The following is an 18,598-nucleotide window of genomic DNA, read 5'->3' as shown; positions in this document are numbered from 1 at the left end:
TTGCGCCCTCCTGCAGCGTGATAAACGAAAAGCGAGGTCGACGGGATGACACGGAGCAGCGACACCCGTCGCCTCATCATCCCGGAGACCTGCCCGCCGGCGAGGCACCCCTCACCCCACGGCCTCAACCCGCAACACGAACGTCACAGCACGCTCCGCAGATCTCCCGCCGAAACCACCAACGCGGCGCGAACTGCCAACACGGCGTCCCGAAACGCCAACACGGCGCCGCGAAGTGCTGACACGGCGACGTGAGGTGCTAACACGACGCCGCAGAATGCCAACACGCCGCCGCGGGGCGCCCCAACCGCGAACCCGCCCCTAAACCCCGTCGCCGGGAAATCCGCACTGTCGCCAAGCCTCATAAACAGCAACAGAAGCGGTGTTGGTCAAATTCAACGACCGAGACGACCGGAGCTGTGGAATACGAACCCGAGAGGTGACGTGGGAATCGTCGAGAACCTCATCGGGCAACCCGACGGATTCGGGTCCGAACAACAACACGTCCCCGGCGGCGTACTCCACGTCGGTGTACCGAACCTCCCCACGGGCCGTGAACGCGTACACGTTCACCGGCTGGAGCGCGGCCCAGGCGGCGCCGAGGTCGGCGTGGACGTGGACGTGGGCGAGGTCGTGGTAGTCGAGTCCGGCTCGGCGGAGCTGTTTGTCCTCCATGGTGAAGCCGAGGGGTTCGACGAGGTGGAGCTCGCAGCCGGTGTTGGCGGACAGGCGGATGGCGTTGCCCGTGTTGGGCGGGATCTCGGGGTGGTAGAAGACGACCCGGAACACGTGGCTGGTTTCCCCTCTGCCTCTGCTGCGTGCGAACCGGTCCGATTCTGCCGTGGCGGGGTGTGTGGTTAACACCATGCCCGTTACCTGTGGGTATCCCCGCGGCGCCGGTTTCGTCGCGGCGGTGAGCCGATAGCCTCACGGGCGACGCGGCGAGCACGGGCGGCGCGCGACGAGTGGAGGAGTGTTTTCGTGGGACGGTCGGTTCTGGTCACCGGAGGTAACCGCGGTATCGGGCTGGCGATCGCCCGTGGCCTCGCGGATGCCGGGCATCGGGTGGCGGTGACCCACCGCGGTTCGGGCGCGCCGGAGGGGTTGTTCGGCGTGCAGGCGGACGTGACGGATGTGGAGCAGATCGACGCCGCGTTCACGGCGGTGGAGGAGCACCAGGGGCCGGTCGAGGTCGTGGTGTCGAACGCGGGGATCACGGACGACACGCTGTTGATGCGGATGGACGAGGAGTCGTTCACGAAGGTCGTCGACGCGAACCTGACGGGCGCCTACCGGGTCGCGAAGCGCGCGTCGCGCAACATGCTGCGGGGCAAGTGGGGCCGGTTGGTGTTCATCTCGTCGGTGGTGGGCCTGTCGGGCGGTGCCGGTCAGGTGAACTACGCGGCGAGCAAGGCCGGCCTGGTGGGGGTGGCGCGGTCGCTGACGCGCGAGCTGGGGTCGCGCAACATCACGGCGAACGTGGTGGCGCCCGGTTTCATCGAGACCGACATGACCGACGAGTTGTCGGACAAGCAGCGGGAGGCGGCGCTCGCGCAGATCCCGGCGGGTCGGTACGGCGCGCCGGACGACGTGGCGAACGTCGTGCGGTTCCTGGCCTCGGACGAGGCCGCGTATGTCAACGGCGCCGTGTTGCCGGTCGACGGCGGCCTCGGCATGGGCCACTGAGCCCTGCGACCAGCGTTTTCTGATCACGTTCATCATCGAAGGGAAGACTTCCGTGTCCGGATTGCTCGAGGGTAAGCGCCTGTTGATCACCGGTGTGATCACGGACGCGTCGATCGCGTTCCACGCCGCGCGGACGGCGCAGGAACAGGGCGCGCAGGTGGTGCTGACCGGTTTCGGCCGGTTGTCGCTGGTGGAGCGCATCGCGAAGCGGCTGCCGGAGCCGGCGCCCGTGATCGAGCTGGACGTGCAGAACGCCGAGCACCTGGACACGCTGGCCGACCGGGTGCGCGAGCACGTGGACGGCCTGGACGGGGTGCTGCACTCGATCGCGTTCGCGCCGGAGAGCTGTTTGGGTGCGCCTTTCATGGACGCGCCGTCGGAGGACGTGTCGAAGGCCGTGGACGTGTCGGCGTACTCGTACATGGCGTTGGCCAGGGCGGTGTTGCCGCTGATGTCGCGCGGTTCGGCCTTGGTCGGCATGGATTTCGATGCGCGCGTGGCGTGGCCGGCCTACAACTGGATGGGCGTGGCGAAGGCGGCGTTGGAGTCGGTGAACCGGTACCTGGCGCGCGAGCTGGGTCCGCACGGAGTGCGGGCGAACCTGGTGTCGGCCGGGCCGGTCAAGACCATGGCGGCGAAGTCGATCCCCGGGTTCAACGAGCTGGAGGACGGCTGGGGCGACCGTGCGCCGTTGGGCTGGGACACGACCGATCCGACGCCGGTGGCGAAGACGATCTGCGCGGCGTTGTCGGACTGGCTGCCGTCGACGACCGGGTCGATGATCATGGTCGACGGTGGGGTGCACGCCACGGGCCAGTGACGGCGGGGTGACCGCGGGCGCCTGCGGTGCCGGCGGGGTGGTGTACCCGGTTCTGCGTGGCGGCCGCCATAGCGCGAAGATGGACACCGTGGGTTACGACGCGTTGCTGTGGTTGTCCTTCGGCGGTCCGGAAGGCCCGGAGGATGTGATGCCGTTTCTCGAGAACGTGACGCGGGGCAGGGGAGTGCCGCGTGAACGTCTCGAGGAGGTGGCGGAGCACTATCACCACTTCGGTGGGGTGTCGCCGATCAACCGGTTGAACCGGGAGGCGATCGCGGCCGTGGAGAAGGAACTCGCGGCGCGCGGGGTGGATCTGCCGGTGTACTTCGGCAATCGGAATTGGCATCCGATGATCGAGGAGACGGTGGAGCAGATGCGCGCCGACGGTGTGCGGCACGCGCTGGTGTTCCCGACGAGCGCCTACGGCGGCTATTCGGCGTGCCGGCAGTACGACGAGGACATCGAGCGTGCGCGCGCGGCCGTGGGTGAGGACGCGCCCGATCTGCTGAAGCTGCGGCACTTCTTCGACCACCCGTTGTTCGTGGCGTCCAATGCGGACGCGGTGCGCGCGGCACACGCCGAGCTGGGTGGCCGTGCCGCTCGGACGGTGTTCACGGCGCATTCCGTCCCGAATGCGGCGGATGAGGCCGCGGGCCCACCGGGGACGGGCGGGCAGTGGTACTCGAAGCAGGTCTTCGAGGCCGCCCGGTTGATCGCGGCGGAGGCGGGCGTCGAGGAGTTCGACGTCGTGTGGCAGTCGCGGTCGGGTCCGCCGCACGTGCCGTGGCTCGAGCCGGACATCGTGGACCACATCGACGCGCTGCACGAGCAGGGCGTCGACGCCGTGGTGGTGAGCCCGATCGGTTTCGTGTCGGATCATCTCGAGGTCGTGTGGGACCTGGACAACGAGGCGGCGGAGCGGGCCGCGGAGTTGGGGATGGCTTTCGCGCGCGCGGCCACGCCGAACGGCGATCCGCGGTTCGCGGAGCTGGTGGTGGAGTTGGCGTTGGAACATCATGGCGGCGGTGGGGTGCGCAAGCTGTCGGATGCGTTCCCGGTGGCGGGTTGCACGCTCAACGGTGCGGCGTGCGCCGTGGCCTGCTGCGCTCGCTGACCCGACGCCGAACGCAGATCTCGCGCCCGGGCTGCCAACACGGCGACGCGGATTGCTGACACGGCGACGTGGGGTGCTGACACGGCGGGTTTGTGTATAACGGCCTATATAGCGCGGCCTTCGGCGTCCCGCCTCAGGCCCGGTTGGCTTGGTCGGCGAAGACGCGGACGGCTTCGTTGACGGCGGCGCAGCGGGCGCCGCGGACGGCCTCTGCGAGGGGACGGAGCGCGTCGGCGCGTTGTCCGGCGGCGGAGGCGAGAGGCGCCGCCGGGTTCGTCGGTCTCGGCGAGCGCGAGGATCGCGCCGACCTCCTCGGCCCGTTGCAGTACGCGCAGGGCCCGGGCGGGGGTGCCGGTGGGCCGAGTCGGGGGTGGGGCGGGCCGCAGGTGGGCGGACAGTTCGGCGCGCACGCTGGGCCGATCGCTGGCGACGTCGAGGCTCTGCAGGGCACCGGCGCTGTCGCGGATGGCGTCGGTGAGGGCGTGTTCGGCGTCCGCGAGTCCGATGTACTCGGGCGGCGGGGCGTCGGCGGTGGGGAGGGGGTGCACGGTCCAGCGCACGAGACCCTCGGCGATGTGGTGCGGCACGAGGCCGTAGCCCTGTTCGGGCAGGACGACACCCTCGCCCTCACGCAGCGCGGCGGTGGCGAACTCGCCGGGACCACCGAGGCCGCGGACGTCGCCGGGTACGGGCAGGACGAGCCGCGCGTCGGTGACGCCGAGGCGCCGGAGGGCACCGAGCAGCTGGGCGGGCTGCGCGGGGAATCCACCGGTCACGGGCAGGTCGAAGGCAGCTCCGGTGGCCTCGTCGGCCGCCACGATCTCGTGTGCCTCACCCCAGGCGAGGAGGGCGTCGAGAACGTTGTCGGACGGGGCCGCGCCGTGGAGCCACGCCGAGGACCACACGGCCAGAGTCGCGCTGGGACAACACACAGCGACTCAGGGTACCGGCCACGCTCCGACGCGGTGCCGCCGAACCGGTCCGCCCGCCCGAACAGCATCGCAGTCCCACCGCCGCCGTTCGATCAGTGACGCATCGGCGGAACGGTGATTAGGCTCGGCACCGTGACTGCCGCAGCGAATCCAGCCGGCCTGCCGGCCACCGCAGGCGAACTCCGCTCCGCCGGGTACGTGGCGCGCAGCGTCAAGACCGAGATCCAGCAGAACCTGCTCGCCGCGCTGCGGGAGGGCCGCGACCCGTGGCCGGGGATCGTCGGGTTCGGCGACACGGTCGTGCCGCAGCTGGAGCGGGCGCTGCTTGCCGGACACGACGTGGCGCTGCTCGGCGAACGCGGCCAGGGCAAGACGCGCCTGCTGCGCACCCTGGCCGGTCTGCTCGACGAGTGGACGCCCGTCATCGACGGGTCGGAACTCGCCGAGCACCCCTTCGAGCCGATCACGCCCGCCTCCCGGCGGCGCGCCGAGGAACTGGGCGACGCGCTGCCTGTGCGGTGGATGCACCGCAGCGAGCGCTACACCGAGAAGCTCGCCACCCCCGACACGTCGGTCGGTGACCTGATCGGTGACGTCGACCCCGTGAAGGTCGCCGAGGGGCGCACGCTCGGCGACCCCGAGACCATCCACTTCGGACTCGTTCCGCGGGCGCATCGCGGCATCGTCGCGCTCAACGAGCTGCCCGACCTGGCCGAACGCATCCAGGTGGCGCTGCTGAACGTCATGGAGGAACGCGACATCCAGGTCCGCGGCTACACGCTGCGGCTGCCGCTGGACGTGCTGCTCGTGGCCACGGCGAACCCCGAGGACTACACGAACCGCGGGCGCATCATCACGCCGCTCAAGGACCGGTTCGGCGCCGAGATCCGCACGCACTATCCGCTCCAGCTGTCGGCCGAGATCGGCGTCGTGCGCCAGGAGGCCGATCTGACCGCGGAGGTCGGCGACCCGCTCGTCGAGGTGCTCGCGCGGTTCGTACGCGCCCTGCGCGAGTCGAGCGTCGTCGACCAGCGTTCCGGCGTGTCCGCACGGTTCGCCGTGGCCGCCGCCGAGACCGTGGCCGCCGCGGCGCTGCGCCGGTCGGCGCTCACGGGGGAGGAGCCCGCCGTGGCCCGCCCTGTCGACCTCGAATCGGTGCCTGCGGTGCTGCGCGGCAAGCTCGAGTTCGAGCCCGGCGAGGAGGGCCGGGAACTCGAGCAGCTCGAGCACCTGCTGCGCGTCGCGGTCGCCGAGACCGCGCGGGACCGGCTCGCGGGACTGGACCTGACCCCGCTCGCCGACGCCGTCACCGAGGGCCGCCCGGTGGAGACCGGCGAGCGCGTGCGCGGGCAGGACCTGCTGGCCGCGTTGCCGGAACTGCCCGTGCTGCACGAGGTGGCCGCCCGGTGCGGCGTGGGCGCCGACGAACCGGCCGCGCGCATCGCCTCGGCCGTCGAACTGGCCCTCGAATCGCTGTACCTGGGCCGGAAGGTCGCCAAGGACGTGCGCGAGTCGGGCGACACGGTGTACGGGCCGTGAGCACCCCGTCCGGCGGTTACGAGTACGGGCCGTACCACGACGGCCCGGACCCGTTGGCGCCGCCGATCGATCTGCGCGAGGCGATGGACGAGATCGGCCGCGACGTCATGGAGGGCGCGTCGCCGCGGTCCGCGCTCGACGAACTGCTCCGCCGCGGCGGCAGGAACACCACCGGACTCGACGAGCTGACCCGCCGGGTGTGGCAGCGGCGCAGCGAGATCCAACGCAGCCACCGCCTGGACGGCACGCTGCAGGACGTGCGCCGCCTGCTGGACGAGGCGATCACCGCCGAACGCGCCGAGCTGGCCACCGACCCGTCCGACGACGCCCGGTTCGAGGAGATGCGGCTCGAGGAGATGCGGCTCGACGCGCTGCCGCCCGGCACCGCCGGCGCGTCACCGAACTCGCCGAGTACGAGTGGCGTTCGGAGACCGGCAGGCAGAACTATGAGCGCATCCGCGAGTTGCTGGGCCGGGAGCTGCTCGGTTCCCGGTTCGAGGGCATGAAGGAGGCGCTGCAGCAGACCACGCCCGAGGACGCCGAGCGGGTGGGCGAGATGCTCGCCGACCTCAACGCGCTGCTGGCCGCCCATGCGCGCAGCGACCCGGACATCGACACGAAGTTCGCCGAGTTCATGCGCCGGCACGGCGAGTTCTTCCCCGAGAACCCGTCCACGGTGGACGAACTGATCGACGTCCTGGCCGAGCGATCCGCCGCCGCGCAGCGGATGCTGAACTCGATGACCCCCGAACAGCGCCAGGAGCTGGGCGAGTTGTCCCGGCAGGCCTTCGGCGATCCCCGCATCGCCGAACAGCTGTCCCAATTGGACGACCAACTGCGTGCCGCGCGGCCGGACCAGGACTGGACGTCGTCGGCGCGGATGCGCGGCGACGGCGAACTCGGCCTCGCCGAGGGCGCCCGCGCCATGATGGAACTGTCCGAACTGGACGACCTCGCCGAACAGCTCGCACAGAGCCATCCCGGCGCCCGCCTCGAGGACATCGACCTCGAGGCGCTCGAACGGCAGCTCGGGCCGGACGCCGCGGTCGACGCCCGCAGGCTCTCCGAACTCGAACGCGAGCTGCGCCGGCAGGGCATCGTCGAACGCACCCCCGACGGATCGCTGCGGCTGTCGCCGAAGGCGCTGCGCAGGTTGGGAGAGACGGCACTGGCCGATGTCGTGTCGGCGCTGCGCACCGGCCGCGGTGAACGCGACACCGCCGCGGCCGGCTCGACGGGCGAGGTGACCGGCTCGACGCGGCCGTGGCAGTTCGGCGACACCGAACCGTGGGCCGTGTCGCGGACGGTGCAGAACGCGGTGCTGCGCAGCGCGTCGACCGGCTCGGCGGCGGTGCGGCTCGACGTGTCCGACGTCGAGGTCGCCGAGACCGAGCACCGTGCGCGCGCGGCCGTGGCGCTGTGCGTCGACACGTCGTGGTCGATGATCGCCGAGGGTCGCTGGCTGCCGATGAAACGCACGGCGCTCGCCCTGCACCACCTGATCTCGACCCGGTTCCGCACCGACGCGCTGCAGATCATCACGTTCGGCCGGTACGCCCGGCAGGTCGACCTGTCCGAGCTGGTCGCCCTCGACGGCACGTGGGAGCAGGGCACCAACGCCCACCACGCGCTGCTGCTGGCCGGCCGGCACCTGCGCCGCCATCCCGGCGCGAAGCCGGTCGTGCTGATGGTCACCGACGGCGAACCCACGGCCCACCTCGAACCCGACGGCGAAGCCCTGTTCGACTACCCGCCCCGGCCCGAGACGCTGCTCAAGACGCTGTCCGAGGTCGACCGGCTCGCCAAGGCGGGCACGGCGATGTCGCTGTTCCGCCTCGGCGACGACCCGCGGCTGGAGGCGTTCGTCGACCTGCTGGCCCGCCGCGCAGGCGGCCGGGTGCTGCGCCCGACCCCGACGGTCTCGGCGCCGCCGTCGTCGGGGACTACCTGCGCGGCCGGCGGTCGTGACCCGGCGGCGCGTGCGGATGTGGTGTGCGTCGTTCCCACCGGACGGGACCGAAACGGGCACGGGTGCTTAGGGTTGAGGCATGCAGACTTGGTCATCGGTCGCCGTGCCCCGGATCCCAGGAGAGTCCCGCCCGCTGAGGCTGTACGACACGGCATCCGGTGAGATCCGCCCGACATCGCCCGGGCGGGTGGCCCGCATGTACGTGTGCGGCATCACCCCGTACGACGCGACCCACCTCGGGCACGCCGCGACGTACCTCGCGTTCGACCTCGTGCACCGCCTGTGGCTTGACGCCGGGCACGAGGTGCACTACGTGCAGAACGTCACCGACATCGACGATCCGCTGCTCGAACGCGCCGAACGCGATCAGGACGACTGGGTCGTGCTGGGCATGCGCGAGACCGCCCTGTTCCGCGAGGACATGGAGGCGCTGCGGGTCGTGCCGCCGCGCGACTTCATCGGCGCCGTCGAGAGCATCCCGCGGATCATCGAGGTCATCGGCAAGCTTCTGGCCGACGGCGCCGCCTACCGCGTCGACGACCCCGAGTACCCGGACATCTACTTCGACCGCTCGTACACCGGCCGGTTCGGCTACGAGTCGCGCTACGACGCCGAGCAGATGAACCGCTTCTTCGCCGAACGCGGCGGCGACCCGGACCGCCCCGGCAAGCGGGACCCGCTCGACGCGCTGCTGTGGCGCGCCGAACGGCCCGGCGAACCGTCGTGGGAGTCCGAGCTCGGCACCGGCCGCCCCGGCTGGCACATCGAGTGCAGCGTCATCGCGCTCGACCGCCTCGGCGTGGGCTTCGACGTCCAGGGCGGCGGGTCCGACCTGGCCTTCCCGCACCACGAGTACAGCGCCGCGCATGCCGAGGCCCTCGCCGGCCAACACCCGTTCGCGCGGCACTACGCGCACGCCGGGATGATCGGTCTCGACGGCGCGAAGATGTCCAAGTCGAAGGGCAACCTGGTGTTCGTCTCGCGGCTGCGGGCCGCGGGCGTCGACCCGGCCGCGATCCGGCTCGGCCTGTTCGCCGGCCACTACCGGCAGGACCGGTCGTGGACCGACGAGGTCCTCGAGACCGCGCAGGCGCGCCTGGACCGTTGGCGCGACGCCGTGCGCCGCCCGTCCGGCCCGGCCGCCGACGACGTCGTGGCCCGGCTCCGCGAGCACCTCGCCGACGATCTCGACACCCCGAAGGCGCTGGCCGCGATCGACGCGTGGGTCGAGGAGACGCTGCGCGGCGACGGTGCCGACACCGGCGCGCCGGCGCAGGTGGCCGCGGCGGTCGACGCACTGCTCGGAATCGACCTCTGAACACACGTTCGGGCGATACGGTGGGTTCTGTGCCGACATCTGCCGCCGCGCCGAGCCTGTACGCCACGAGCGACCTGCACGTGACTCACACGGGCAACGAGTCGCACGTCGACGTCATCCGGGCGGACACCCCGGACGACTGGCTGCTGGTGGCCGGCGACGTGGGCGAACGCATGGGCTCGGTCGTCGACACGCTCGCGCGGCTGCGCGAACGGTTCGCCCGTGTCGTGTGGGTGCCCGGCAACCACGAGCTGTGGACCACGGCGAAGGACCCGGACGACTACTCCGGTGCCGCCCGGTACGACGAGTTCGTCCGCCGCTGCCGCGACGTGGGCGTGCTCACCCCGGAGGACGAGTTCCCCGTGTGGCCGCATGCCGACCGACCGTTGACGATCGCACCGCTGTTCGTGCTCTACGACTACAGCTGGCGCACCCGCGCGGCGACCGGGGTTCCGCTCGCGGAGGCGTTGCGCCAGGCCAGGGAGGCGGGCGTGGTGTGCACCGACGAGTACCTGCTGGGCCACGAGCCCTATCCGGGCCGCGCCGCCTGGTGCGCCGACCGGCTGCGCATCAGCGAGAAGCGACTCGCGGAGATCCCGGACGACCACGAGACCGTGCTGCTGTCGCACTGGCCGCTGCACCGGCATCCGACCGCGCCGCTGTATTACCCCGAGTTCGCGATGTGTGCGGCACGACCGAGACCGAGGACTGGCACGTGCGCTACCGGGCGCGGATCGCGGTGTACGGGCATCTGCACATCCCGCGCACCACCTACTACGACGGGGTCCGCTTCGAGGAGGTCTCGCTCGGCTATCCGCGCGAGTGGCGCAAGCGCCCCCGCGGTCCGGTGCCGTTCCGCAAGATCCTCGGCCCGGACACGTGAGCGCCCACGGCTAATCGCGCGAGCGGCCGCGACTCAGCGTGGTGGCGGCCAGGGGAGCGGCGGCGACGAGGGCCGCCGCGGGCAGGGCGAAGCCGAGCAGTGCGTCGGCGTGGTACGGCGCGGTGAACACGGCCGGCGCCGCGGCCATGCCGAGGAACCGCATGGACTGCACCACCGAGATCGCGCCGCCCCGCCCGGGGCTGCTGTCGGCCAGCACGGTCGTGTTCACGGCGACGAGCACGAGCTGACCGCAGACGCCGGCCGCCGCCCATGCGGCCACCGCCACCGGCAGCGTCGTCGTGGCGCCGATGACCACGAGCAGCCCCGCGCCCGCGAGCAGCCCCACGACGGCGGTGGCCCGTCCGCCGAACCGGTCGGCCGCCGCACCCACCGCCCGCGCGCAGACGAAACCGGCCACGCCGAAACCGGTCAGCACCAGCCCGCGCGCCCCGGAACCCAGGCCGAAGGCGTCCTCGAACCGGAACGCGACGAGGAACGCCAAGCCCGCCAGGCACGCCCAGCCGACCAACGCGGCGAGACCGGGCAGCAGCACGTCGCGGCGCAACGGTTCCCGCAGCTGGTACAGCAGCCCATCGGCCGGTCGCCGGGCGGACGCGGAGTCCGCGGTCCGTTCGTCCGGGGGCAGGGGCCACACGGCGAGCGCGGCGCCGACGACGGCGATCCCGACGAACGCCCAGCGCCACGACGCCTCCGCGGCGAGCCCGCCCACCAGCGGGGCGGAGGTCTGCCCGACGGCCTGCATCGCGGCGAACATGCCGAGCGCGCGGCCCAGCCGGTCCGGCGCGGTCATGCCCGCCAGGCGCGCCATGAGCAGGGGAGTGGTGAAGGCGTTGGCGCAGCCCTGCAGGCCGCGGCTCACCTGGAACAGCCAGAACCACGGCGCGACGACCGCGACGATCGTCACCAGCGCGTAGCCGATGTAGGCGAGCCGGATCGTCCGGGCCGGGCCCCAACGTTCGCCGAGCGTGCCCGACACGAGCATCAACGCCGCGAACGGCAGCAGATAGGCCGTCAGCGACGAGGCGGCCGTGGCGGCCGGGACGTCGAAGCTCTCGCCGATCTCCGGCAGGATCGCGGCCACGACCCCGCCGCCGAACGGACCGAGCAGCGCCCCCAGGTACAGCCCGGCACGCGCCGGGCGACCGGTCCGACCCGGCCGATCGGTGCTCACCGGCCCGGTGAGCCGGGCCCGTCCGGCCTGCGCCGCCGCAGGTAGCGCTCGAACTCCTCGGCGATCTTCTCACCGCTGGCCTCGTCGAGGTTGATCTCCGCGTCACCGCGTTCCTCGAGCGAGCGGACGTAGTCGGCGATGTCCTCGTCCTCGTCGGCCATCTCGCTGACGGTCTTCTGCCACTCCTCGGCCTGCTCAGGCAGCGCCCCCAGCGGAATGCCGATGTCGAGCACGTCCTCGAGCTTGTTGAGCAGCGCGATCGTGGCCTTCGGCGACGGCGGCTGCGACACGTAGTGCGGCACGACCGCCCACACCGACACCGCGGGTACGCCCTCCTTGACGCACATGTCCTGGAACACCCCGACGATCCCCGTCGGACCCTGGTAGCGCTCGCGTTCGAGCCCGAACCGCTTCGCGGCCTCCGAGTCGTAGGCCGTGCCGGTCACCGGGACCGGGCGGGTGTGCGCGGTGTCACCGAGCAGTGCCCCGAGCGTCACGACCGTCTCGATGCCCAGCTGTTCGACGTGCTCGAGCAGCTCCGAGCAGAACTGTCGCCAGCGCATGTTCGGCTCCGGACCCTGGACGAGCACGATGTCGCGGTCCGCCGCGGCCGGCCGGCACACCGACAGACGCGTGGTCGGCCAGTCCACGCGGCGGGTCACCCCGTCGACCATGCGCACTGTGGGCCTGCTCACCTGGAAGTCGTAATAGTCGTCCGGCTCGAGATCGGCCAACGGCGTCGCGTCCCAGTTGAGCTGCAGGTGCTCGAGGGCCGAGCTGGCCGCGTCGCCTGCGTCGTTCCAGCCTTCGAAGGCCACAATCATGACGGGGCCGGGCCGCTGCGGGCCGTCGTCCCGGCCGGTCAGGTCGTTGAAGGGCGTGCTCACCCGCCCAGCCTACGTCTCGACGCACGGTGGCCTGCTGGCCGTAGGCTGGAGCGCGAGCGTGCCCGAGGAGTGGAACCGCAGAAGGAGATGCCCGTGACCGAACCGTCCTCCGTGCCCGGTGGAGGCGGCCCAGCCGCGGTGTTGTGGGACATGGACGGCACCCTGGTGGATTCCGAGAAGTTGTGGGACATCGTCCTGGCCGAGGCCACCCAGCGCCTCGGTGGGGAACTGTCGGCCGAGCAGCGGATCTCCCTGGTCGGGTCGAACCTGCCGACGACCTCGCGGCGGCTGCTCGAGATCGCGGGCCGGCAGGTCACCGACGGTGCGGCCGACGAGATCGCCGCGTGGATGCGCGGCCGGACGGCCGAGTTGTTCTCCGACGCGCTGCCCTGGCGCCCCGGCGCGCGCGAGGCCCTCGAATCGCTGCGCGCCGCGGGGGTGCCCTGCGCGTTGGTCACCTCGACCGAGCGTGGCCTCACGGAACTGGCGCTGAACACGATCGGCCGCGAGTTCTTCGCCGTCACCGTGTGCGGCGACGAGGTGGACGGCCGCAACAAGCCCGACCCCGAGCCGTACCTGCGGGCGGCACGACTGCTCGGCCTCGCCGCCGGCGACTGCGTGGCCGTCGAGGATTCCCCGGTCGGCACCGCCTCGGCGGAGGGGGCCGGCTGCACCGTGGTCGTCGTCGAGGCGGACGTTCCGGTCGAACCGGGCACTCGGCGCACGTTCCGCTCGTCGCTCGTGGGCGTCGACGCCGCCGAGTTCGCCCGCATCCACCGGACCCGGTGAGGCCCGCGCTGCGGTGACCTGCAACATCACCGCCTCGGGTCGCCCGTCGGGGGAGGACACGCGGATGACAGGATTCTCCGCGTGAAGACCTTCGACGAGCTGTACGCCGAGCTGACCGAACGTGCCCGCACGCGTCCCGCCGAGTCGGGCACCGTTGCCGCGTTGGACGCCGGGGTGCATGCCCAGGGCAAGAAGGTGCTGGAAGAGGCGGGCGAGGTGTGGATCGCCGCCGAGCACGAATCCGACGAACGGCTGGCCGAGGAGATCTCCCAGCTGCTCTACCGGGTTCAGGTGCTGATGATCGGCCGGGGCGTCTCGACCGACGACGTCTACCGATACCTGTGAGCGAGAGAGGACGTCAGATGCTGCGTGTCGCGGTACCGAACAAGGGTGCGCTGGCCGGACCCGCGTCGGAGATGCTCGGCGAGGCGGGCTACCGCATGCGACATGAGCAGCGCGACCTCACCGTGCTCGACCCGGTCAACGACATCGAGTTCTTCTTCCTGCGCCCGAAGGACATCCCGATCTACGTCGGCTCGGGCGAGCTGGATCTGGGCATCACGGGCCGTGACCTGGCCCTGGACTCCGGTGCCCCGGTGAAGGAGAAGCTCGCGCTCGGCTTCGGCGGTTCGACGTTCCGCTATGCCGGACCGGCCGACCGCGAGTGGACCGTGGCCGATCTGCAGGGCAAGCGGCTCGCCACGTCCTACCCCCGACTCGTGCGCGACGACCTGGCCCGGCAGGGCGTCGAGGCGGAGGTCATCCGGCTCGACGGCGCGGTGGAGATCTCGGTGCAGCTCGGCGTGGCCGAGGCGATCGCGGACGTCGTCGGTTCGGGGCGCACCCTGCGCCAGCACGAGCTGGTCGCGTTCGGCGACCCGATCTGCGTGTCCGAGGCCGTGCTCGTGAGCGGCGCCGGCAACGGCGGCACGGCGGCCGTCGAGCAGCTGACCGCCCGGTTGCAGGGCGTCGTGTTCGCCCAGCACTACATGATGCTCGACTACGACTGCCCGCGGGAGCTGCTCGAACAGGCCATGGCGATCACGCCGGGCCTGGAGTCGCCGACCGTGGCGCCGCTGGCCGACCCGGACTGGGTCGCGGTGCGGGCGATGGTCTCGCGCAAGCGGGTCAACGCCGTCATGGACGAGCTCGCCGCGGCGGGCGCGAAGGCCATCCTGGCCTCCGACATCCGTTCCTGCCGACTCTGACCCCGAACACCCGAACACCCGAGCGCCCGCCCGACTTCGTGTCGGGCGCGCTCGGCTGTCGGTCGGCGCGTGCGCCTGCCTACTGTTCCTTGGCGCGCTTCGGCAGTAGGTCGTAGAGCTTCTTGCGCGCGCCGTTGTCGTTGGTGTTGCGGGTCTGTGCGACGTCGGTGATGAAGTCGCCGAAGTCGAAGTCCTGCTCGGGTGCCTGCGGTACCGCCGGTGCCGCACCCGGCGACTCGTCGAGCGCGCGGGCGATCTCGCGGAACGCGGCGGAGTGCGTCGTCTCCGGCGCGAACGTCGTCACCGGCATGCCCCGCGCGGCCGCCTCGTTCATCACCACGCCCAACGGCACGTGCGGCAGCACCGGGATGCCGAACTGCTCCAGTTCGCGCAGCGCGGTCACGGCATAGCCGGAAATCGGCCGGCGATACAGCCCGGGAACCAATCCGTAGTAGGCGATGGGCGGGCGTTCGACCATCGCCTCCAGGTGCGTGATCTGCTCCTTCATCAACCGCAACGCGCGGATACTCGTGCGATCCGGTTGCACCGGCACGAGCACGCCGCTCGTCGCGACGAGCGCGTTGTTGGTCAACACGTCCAGCGCGGGCGGACAGTCGATGATCACGTGGTCGTAGTTCGCGAACTGGATGACGCGCGCCAGCTGCCATCCGGGGACGCGGAACTGGTCGAGCCTGCGGATCAGGTCGAACATGCCCGGCGACGTGGGGATGACGTCGAACGCGCCGCCGGTGCCCACGTTGCTGCGCGGGTGGGGCACGACCAGCTCCTCGACCTGACCGCGCCACGTCTTGGTGAGCGCCTTGGCCAGGCTGGGCTGGTCGGCCGGGGTCTCGGGCAGGCCCAGCATCTCCGTCGTCGCATGACCCTGCGGGTCGAGGTCGATGAGCAGAACTCTCCGGCCCCGCTCCGCGAGCGCGGCGGCGGCGCCGACACTGAGCGCGGTCTTGCCGACCCCGCCTTTCTGGTTGACCACCGAGGTGATCTGCACTGTGCGCCGCTCCTGGTCTCGATTGCTGGCAGCAGGTTAGTCGATCGGCCCGGTTCCGTGGTGATGTTCGGCCGGCTCGGCGCGCCGGTCGCGGTGCGGTCGGGTGCGCGCGGATCGACGGCCGGTCAGCGGTGCCGGACCAACAGGGCCTGCGCGCCGCCGCCCACCTGGCCGCCGACGTCGTGCAGCGTGCTGCGGGCCGTGCCGACGCCGTGCGGGCCGAGCACCGTGTGGGCGTCCAGCCCGATCCACTCGCCCTCGGGCTGCCGGTGCGCGTGGACCGTCAGCTCGGAGTTGATGAACCACCACCGGCGCATGTCCAGCTCGTTGGATGCACCGTTGCCCGAGTCGGCGACCGCGAGCAGCCGCTGCATCGGCGTCGGCTCCTCCCCGGCCACGAGCGCGACCCGTTGCCGGGCCCACACGGTCGCCGGCCCCGGTTCCTGCACCGCACCGTCGACCCGGCGCCATTCCATCGCGGCCAGGTAGCCGGTCTCGCCGCCGTGCCAGTCCTCGGGCCACTCGACCGGCGGGCAGTCCTCGGGGGCGGTGAGCGGCGCGGCCTCGCCGGTGCGGACCCGTGCGCTGTCGGACGTCGCGATGCGCCAGGCCGAGGCGGAGGCGACCACCGCGCCCCCGGTCGTCGAGACGAGGCGCGCGGTGAGCAGCTCGACCGACCGGCCGGGCCGGACGAGTTCGGAGGTGAGCGTGAGGTCGGTCAACGGCGCCGGCCCGTGGATCTCGACGGTGACGCGCGCCAGCTGCATCGGCCGTTCGGCCGCGATCTGCTCCAGACCACGCACCAACAGCGCCGACGGCGGGCCGAAGTGCTGCGCGTCCGGTGACCACGGACCCGTCGTGTGCGCGGTCGGGGTGAACACACCGCCGCCGCGGGCGACGTAGAACGCCTCGGCCGAGTCGGTCGTCGGGTGGGTCTGTGCCATACGCAGCTCCTTCGCTGATGCGGACCGGCTCGAGTCGGTGTCAGTCGGCTCGGTCGAGGGCGGACTCCTCGCCGGGGTCCGGTTCGGGCCAACCGGGGTACTCGGGCGGGGTGCCGCCGAACGACGGGCACAGGGCCTGATGCGCACACCAGTCGCAGAGCTTGCTCGGACTGGGGCGGAAGTCGCCGGTCCTGCCCGCCTTGAGGATCGCCGACCAGATGGCCTCCAGGGTCCGCTCGAAGCGGGCGAGTTCCGCCTCGTCGGGGGTGTAGGCCAGGGCCTGGCCGTCGCGCAGGTACATCAGTTTGAGCTGGCGCGGCACGACACCGCGCGTGCGCCACAGCACCACGGCGTAGAACTTCATCTGGAACATCGCCTTGGCCTCGCCGATCGCGCGCGGCGCGGCCCCGGTCTTGTAGTCCACGACACGGATCTCGCCGGTCGGGGCGACGTCGAGCCGATCGACGTAACCGCGCAGCAGGACGCCGGAACTCAGCTCGGTCTCGACGTGCACCTCGCACGCCTCCGGTTCGAGGCGGTTGGGATCCTCGAGGTCGAAATAGGCGTCGAGCAGTTTCTGCGCGCCCTCGAGCCACCCGGCGGGCGCCGCCGCGGCGGGGGACCCGTTCGGCTCGGCGGCGGTGTCGGTGGCGCCGTCGCCGTCGGTGCCGTCGGCGAACAGGTCCGTCCACTCCGGATTGTCGGCCGCCAGTTCCTCCCACGTGGGCGCCAGTAGGGCCGAGGCCCGTTCCGGGGTGCGGTCGCCGCGGGGCACGGCGAAGAGGCGTTCGAGCACCGAGTGCACGAGGGTGCCGCGTACCTGCGCCTGCGTGGGCGGTTCGGGGAGTCGGTCGACCGAGCGGAACCGGTAGAGCAGCGGACACTGCTTGAAGTCTCCGGCGCGCGACGGCGACAGCGCGGGCCGGCGGCGCGGACGGGCGGTGTCGGTTGCGGTGTCGGTTGCAGCGCCGGTTTCGGTGTCGGTTGCAGGGTCGCCGGTCGGTGTGCCGTTCTCGCTCATGACTGCCCTCGCCTCATGCCCGGAACCCTAACGAGCACCCCCGACGATTCCGATCACGGTGTCGACAACCGGCACGTCGGTAACGGGGCTCGTACACGATGCGTTCTACCCTCACCTGGTGAACACGACGAGCAGGTCCCGGCGCGGGCCCGTCACCGAGGGCGGGCTGCTGCTGTTCCGCGTCGACGGTGTGCCGGTGCTGCTGTCGCCGTCGTGGTGGATCGGCTCGCTGCTCATCGTCGTGCTCTACAGCCCGCTCGTCGACCGGCTGCTGCCCGGGGCGAGCCCCGGCGTGGCCTGGGCGTTGGCCGCGGCGTTCGCCGTCCTGCTGGGCGTGTCGGTGCTCGCCCACGAACTGGGCCACGTCGTCGTCGCCCTGCGGCTGGGGATCCCGGTGCGGCGACTGCGGCTGTTCCTGCTGGGCGGCCTGTCGGAGGTCGCGCGGACACCGACCAAGCCACGGCACGAGGGCACGGTCGCGGCGGCCGGTCCGATCGTGTCGGTGCTGCTGGCGGCGTTCTGCGCACTGCTGCTGATCGCGGTGCCGCCGGGCGGGCCGGTGTGGTTGCTGGTGGCCCAGTGCGCGGTGGCCAACCTCGCCGTGGGTGTGTTCAACCTGCTGCCCGGGCTGCCCCTCGACGGCGGGCGCTGTTGCGCGCGGGCGTGTGGGCGCTCAGCGGCAAACGCGCGCTGGGCACGCGCGCGGCCGTGTTCGGTGGCGGCCTCGTGGCGCTGGCGCTGATCGTGTGGGCGTTGTGGGGACTGGCCTCGGGCAGTGACGACCGCTGGTTGCGGCTCGGCGTCTGCGTGGTGACGGCCTGGTTCGTCGTCACGGGCGCGACCGGTGAGCTGGCGGCCGAACAGCGCCGCACCTGGCCCGCCGGACTGGACCTGGCCGACCTCGTGCGCCCGGTGCTGCAGCTGCCCGCGGAGAGCCCCGTCGAATCGGCGCTGTCGGCCTCGGCGGGCAGGGGAGTGGTGCTCGTCCGGGCCGACGGGGTCGCCGCGGGTCTGTTGGACGAGACCACGGCCGAACAACTCGCGGCCGAGTCGCCGCGGTCACCCGCCGAACTCGCGGCCGAACCGATCCGCGCCGAGACGGTGCTGTTGATGTCGGAGACGGGCGACGCCGTGATCGAACGGGTCGCCGAGGTCGCCTCGTGGCAGTTCCTCGTCGTCGACGACGAGGGCCGGCCCGTCGGTGTGCTGCACCGCGACGACCTCAGGGCCGCCCTGTCGGGCCGACGCAGCAGCCGCCCGCCGGAACAGGGCTGAACCACCCGCGCA

General features: G+C 71.9%; 14 protein-coding genes and 4 pseudogenes. 11 read left to right on the top strand and 7 right to left on the bottom strand.

The genetic code is table 11. From position 1 onward, the window contains the following. Window positions 1–321: 321 nt before the first annotated feature. On the bottom strand, window positions 322–789 hold the full coding sequence (locus BJF85_RS07920; protein ID WP_075846400.1) for a tRNA (cytidine(34)-2'-O)-methyltransferase: 468 nt from the start codon (window positions 787–789) through the stop codon (window positions 322–324). A gap of 192 nt (window positions 790–981) precedes the next feature. On the opposite strand from BJF85_RS07920, the gene fabG reads away from it, so the two are divergent. The 3 genes from fabG (at window position 982) to BJF85_RS07905 (ending at window position 3,620) form a co-directional block, all read left to right on the top strand. Further along, a complete protein-coding gene (gene fabG, locus BJF85_RS07915) occupies window positions 982–1,686 on the top strand; it encodes a beta-ketoacyl-ACP reductase (protein WP_075846399.1) in 705 nt (234 codons plus the stop codon). A gap of 52 nt (window positions 1,687–1,738) precedes the next feature. Continuing rightward, window positions 1,739–2,506 carry an enoyl-ACP reductase FabI gene (fabI, locus tag BJF85_RS07910; protein ID WP_075846398.1) on the top strand — a complete coding sequence of 256 codons (768 nt, stop codon included), beginning with the start codon at window positions 1,739–1,741 and terminating at the stop codon, window positions 2,504–2,506. 88 nt (window positions 2,507–2,594) lie between these two features. Next, a complete protein-coding gene (locus BJF85_RS07905; RefSeq protein WP_075846417.1) occupies window positions 2,595–3,620 on the top strand; it encodes a ferrochelatase in 1,026 nt (341 codons plus the stop codon). Window positions 3,621–3,753: 133 nt separating this feature from the next. On the opposite strand, the pseudogene BJF85_RS07900 reads toward BJF85_RS07905, so the two are convergent. After that, window positions 3,754–4,552: pseudogene (locus BJF85_RS07900) on the bottom strand (hypothetical protein). 132 nt (window positions 4,553–4,684) lie between these two features. On the opposite strand from BJF85_RS07900, the gene BJF85_RS07895 reads away from it, so the two are divergent. The 4 genes and pseudogenes from BJF85_RS07895 (at window position 4,685) to BJF85_RS07880 (ending at window position 10,261) form a co-directional block, all read left to right on the top strand. Then, window positions 4,685–6,091, top strand: coding sequence for an ATP-binding protein (locus tag BJF85_RS07895; protein WP_075846397.1), 1,407 nt, complete (start codon window positions 4,685–4,687; stop codon window positions 6,089–6,091). Further along, window positions 6,088–8,059: pseudogene (locus tag BJF85_RS07890) on the top strand (VWA domain-containing protein). The gene BJF85_RS07895 and the pseudogene BJF85_RS07890 overlap by 4 nt, the downstream one beginning before the upstream one ends. An 80-nt stretch (window positions 8,060–8,139) precedes the next feature. Next, window positions 8,140–9,378, top strand: a complete 1,239-nt coding sequence (gene mshC / locus BJF85_RS07885; protein WP_075846396.1) for a cysteine--1-D-myo-inosityl 2-amino-2-deoxy-alpha-D-glucopyranoside ligase — start codon at window positions 8,140–8,142, stop codon at window positions 9,376–9,378. 29 nt (window positions 9,379–9,407) lie between these two features. Then, window positions 9,408–10,261: pseudogene (locus BJF85_RS07880) on the top strand (metallophosphoesterase). 10 nt (window positions 10,262–10,271) lie between these two features. On the opposite strand, the gene BJF85_RS07875 reads toward BJF85_RS07880, so the two are convergent. Both BJF85_RS07875 and BJF85_RS07870 read right to left on the bottom strand, forming a co-directional pair. Next, window positions 10,272–11,453 carry an MFS transporter gene (locus BJF85_RS07875; protein ID WP_075846395.1) on the bottom strand — a complete coding sequence of 394 codons (1,182 nt, stop codon included), beginning with the start codon at window positions 11,451–11,453 and terminating at the stop codon, window positions 10,272–10,274. After that, on the bottom strand, window positions 11,450–12,340 hold the full coding sequence (locus tag BJF85_RS07870) for a PAC2 family protein (protein WP_075846394.1): 891 nt from the start codon (window positions 12,338–12,340) through the stop codon (window positions 11,450–11,452). Before BJF85_RS07870 ends, BJF85_RS07875 begins: the two co-directional genes overlap by 4 nt. 93 nt (window positions 12,341–12,433) lie before the next feature. On the opposite strand from BJF85_RS07870, the gene BJF85_RS07865 reads away from it, so the two are divergent. The 3 genes from BJF85_RS07865 to hisG all read left to right on the top strand — a co-directional run bounded on the left by BJF85_RS07865 (window position 12,434) and on the right by hisG (window position 14,337). Then, window positions 12,434–13,129 (top strand): HAD family phosphatase, encoded by a 696-nt coding sequence (locus tag BJF85_RS07865; protein ID WP_075846416.1) that lies wholly within the window; start codon window positions 12,434–12,436, stop codon window positions 13,127–13,129. Between the two features lie 81 nt (window positions 13,130–13,210). Continuing rightward, entirely contained in the window at window positions 13,211–13,474 is a 264-nt protein-coding gene (locus tag BJF85_RS07860) for a phosphoribosyl-ATP diphosphatase (protein WP_075846393.1), read from the top strand. Window positions 13,475–13,491: 17 nt separating this feature from the next. Then, the gene (hisG, locus tag BJF85_RS07855; RefSeq protein ID WP_075846392.1) at window positions 13,492–14,337 is read left to right on the top strand and encodes an ATP phosphoribosyltransferase; all 846 of its coding nucleotides are present in this window, start codon (window positions 13,492–13,494) and stop codon (window positions 14,335–14,337) included. A 79-nt stretch (window positions 14,338–14,416) separates the two neighbouring features. Here hisG and BJF85_RS07850 read toward each other — a convergent pair whose 3' ends face one another. From BJF85_RS07850 to BJF85_RS07840, 3 genes are all read right to left on the bottom strand, one after another. Then, window positions 14,417–15,346 carry a ParA family protein gene (locus BJF85_RS07850; RefSeq protein WP_075846391.1) on the bottom strand — a complete coding sequence of 310 codons (930 nt, stop codon included), beginning with the start codon at window positions 15,344–15,346 and terminating at the stop codon, window positions 14,417–14,419. A 125-nt stretch (window positions 15,347–15,471) separates the two neighbouring features. After that, window positions 15,472–16,290: a thioesterase family protein gene (locus tag BJF85_RS07845; RefSeq protein ID WP_075846390.1), complete on the bottom strand. Its 819-nt coding sequence runs from the start codon at window positions 16,288–16,290 to the stop codon at window positions 15,472–15,474. 40 nt (window positions 16,291–16,330) lie between these two features. Further along, window positions 16,331–17,311 (bottom strand): RecB family exonuclease, encoded by a 981-nt coding sequence (locus tag BJF85_RS07840; protein WP_075846389.1) that lies wholly within the window; start codon window positions 17,309–17,311, stop codon window positions 16,331–16,333. A gap of 166 nt (window positions 17,312–17,477) precedes the next feature. Here BJF85_RS07840 and BJF85_RS07835 point away from each other — a divergent pair. After that, window positions 17,478–18,586 (top strand): annotated as a pseudogene (locus BJF85_RS07835) (site-2 protease family protein). Window positions 18,587–18,598: the final 12 nt, after the last annotated feature.

It is taken from the genome of Saccharomonospora sp. CUA-673 (assembly GCF_001942305.1).
Taxonomy (GTDB): Bacteria; Actinomycetota; Actinomycetes; order Mycobacteriales; family Pseudonocardiaceae; genus Prauserella.
Note: the sequence above shows the minus strand (reverse complement) of the source record. Positions and strands in the feature narration are given on the sequence as shown.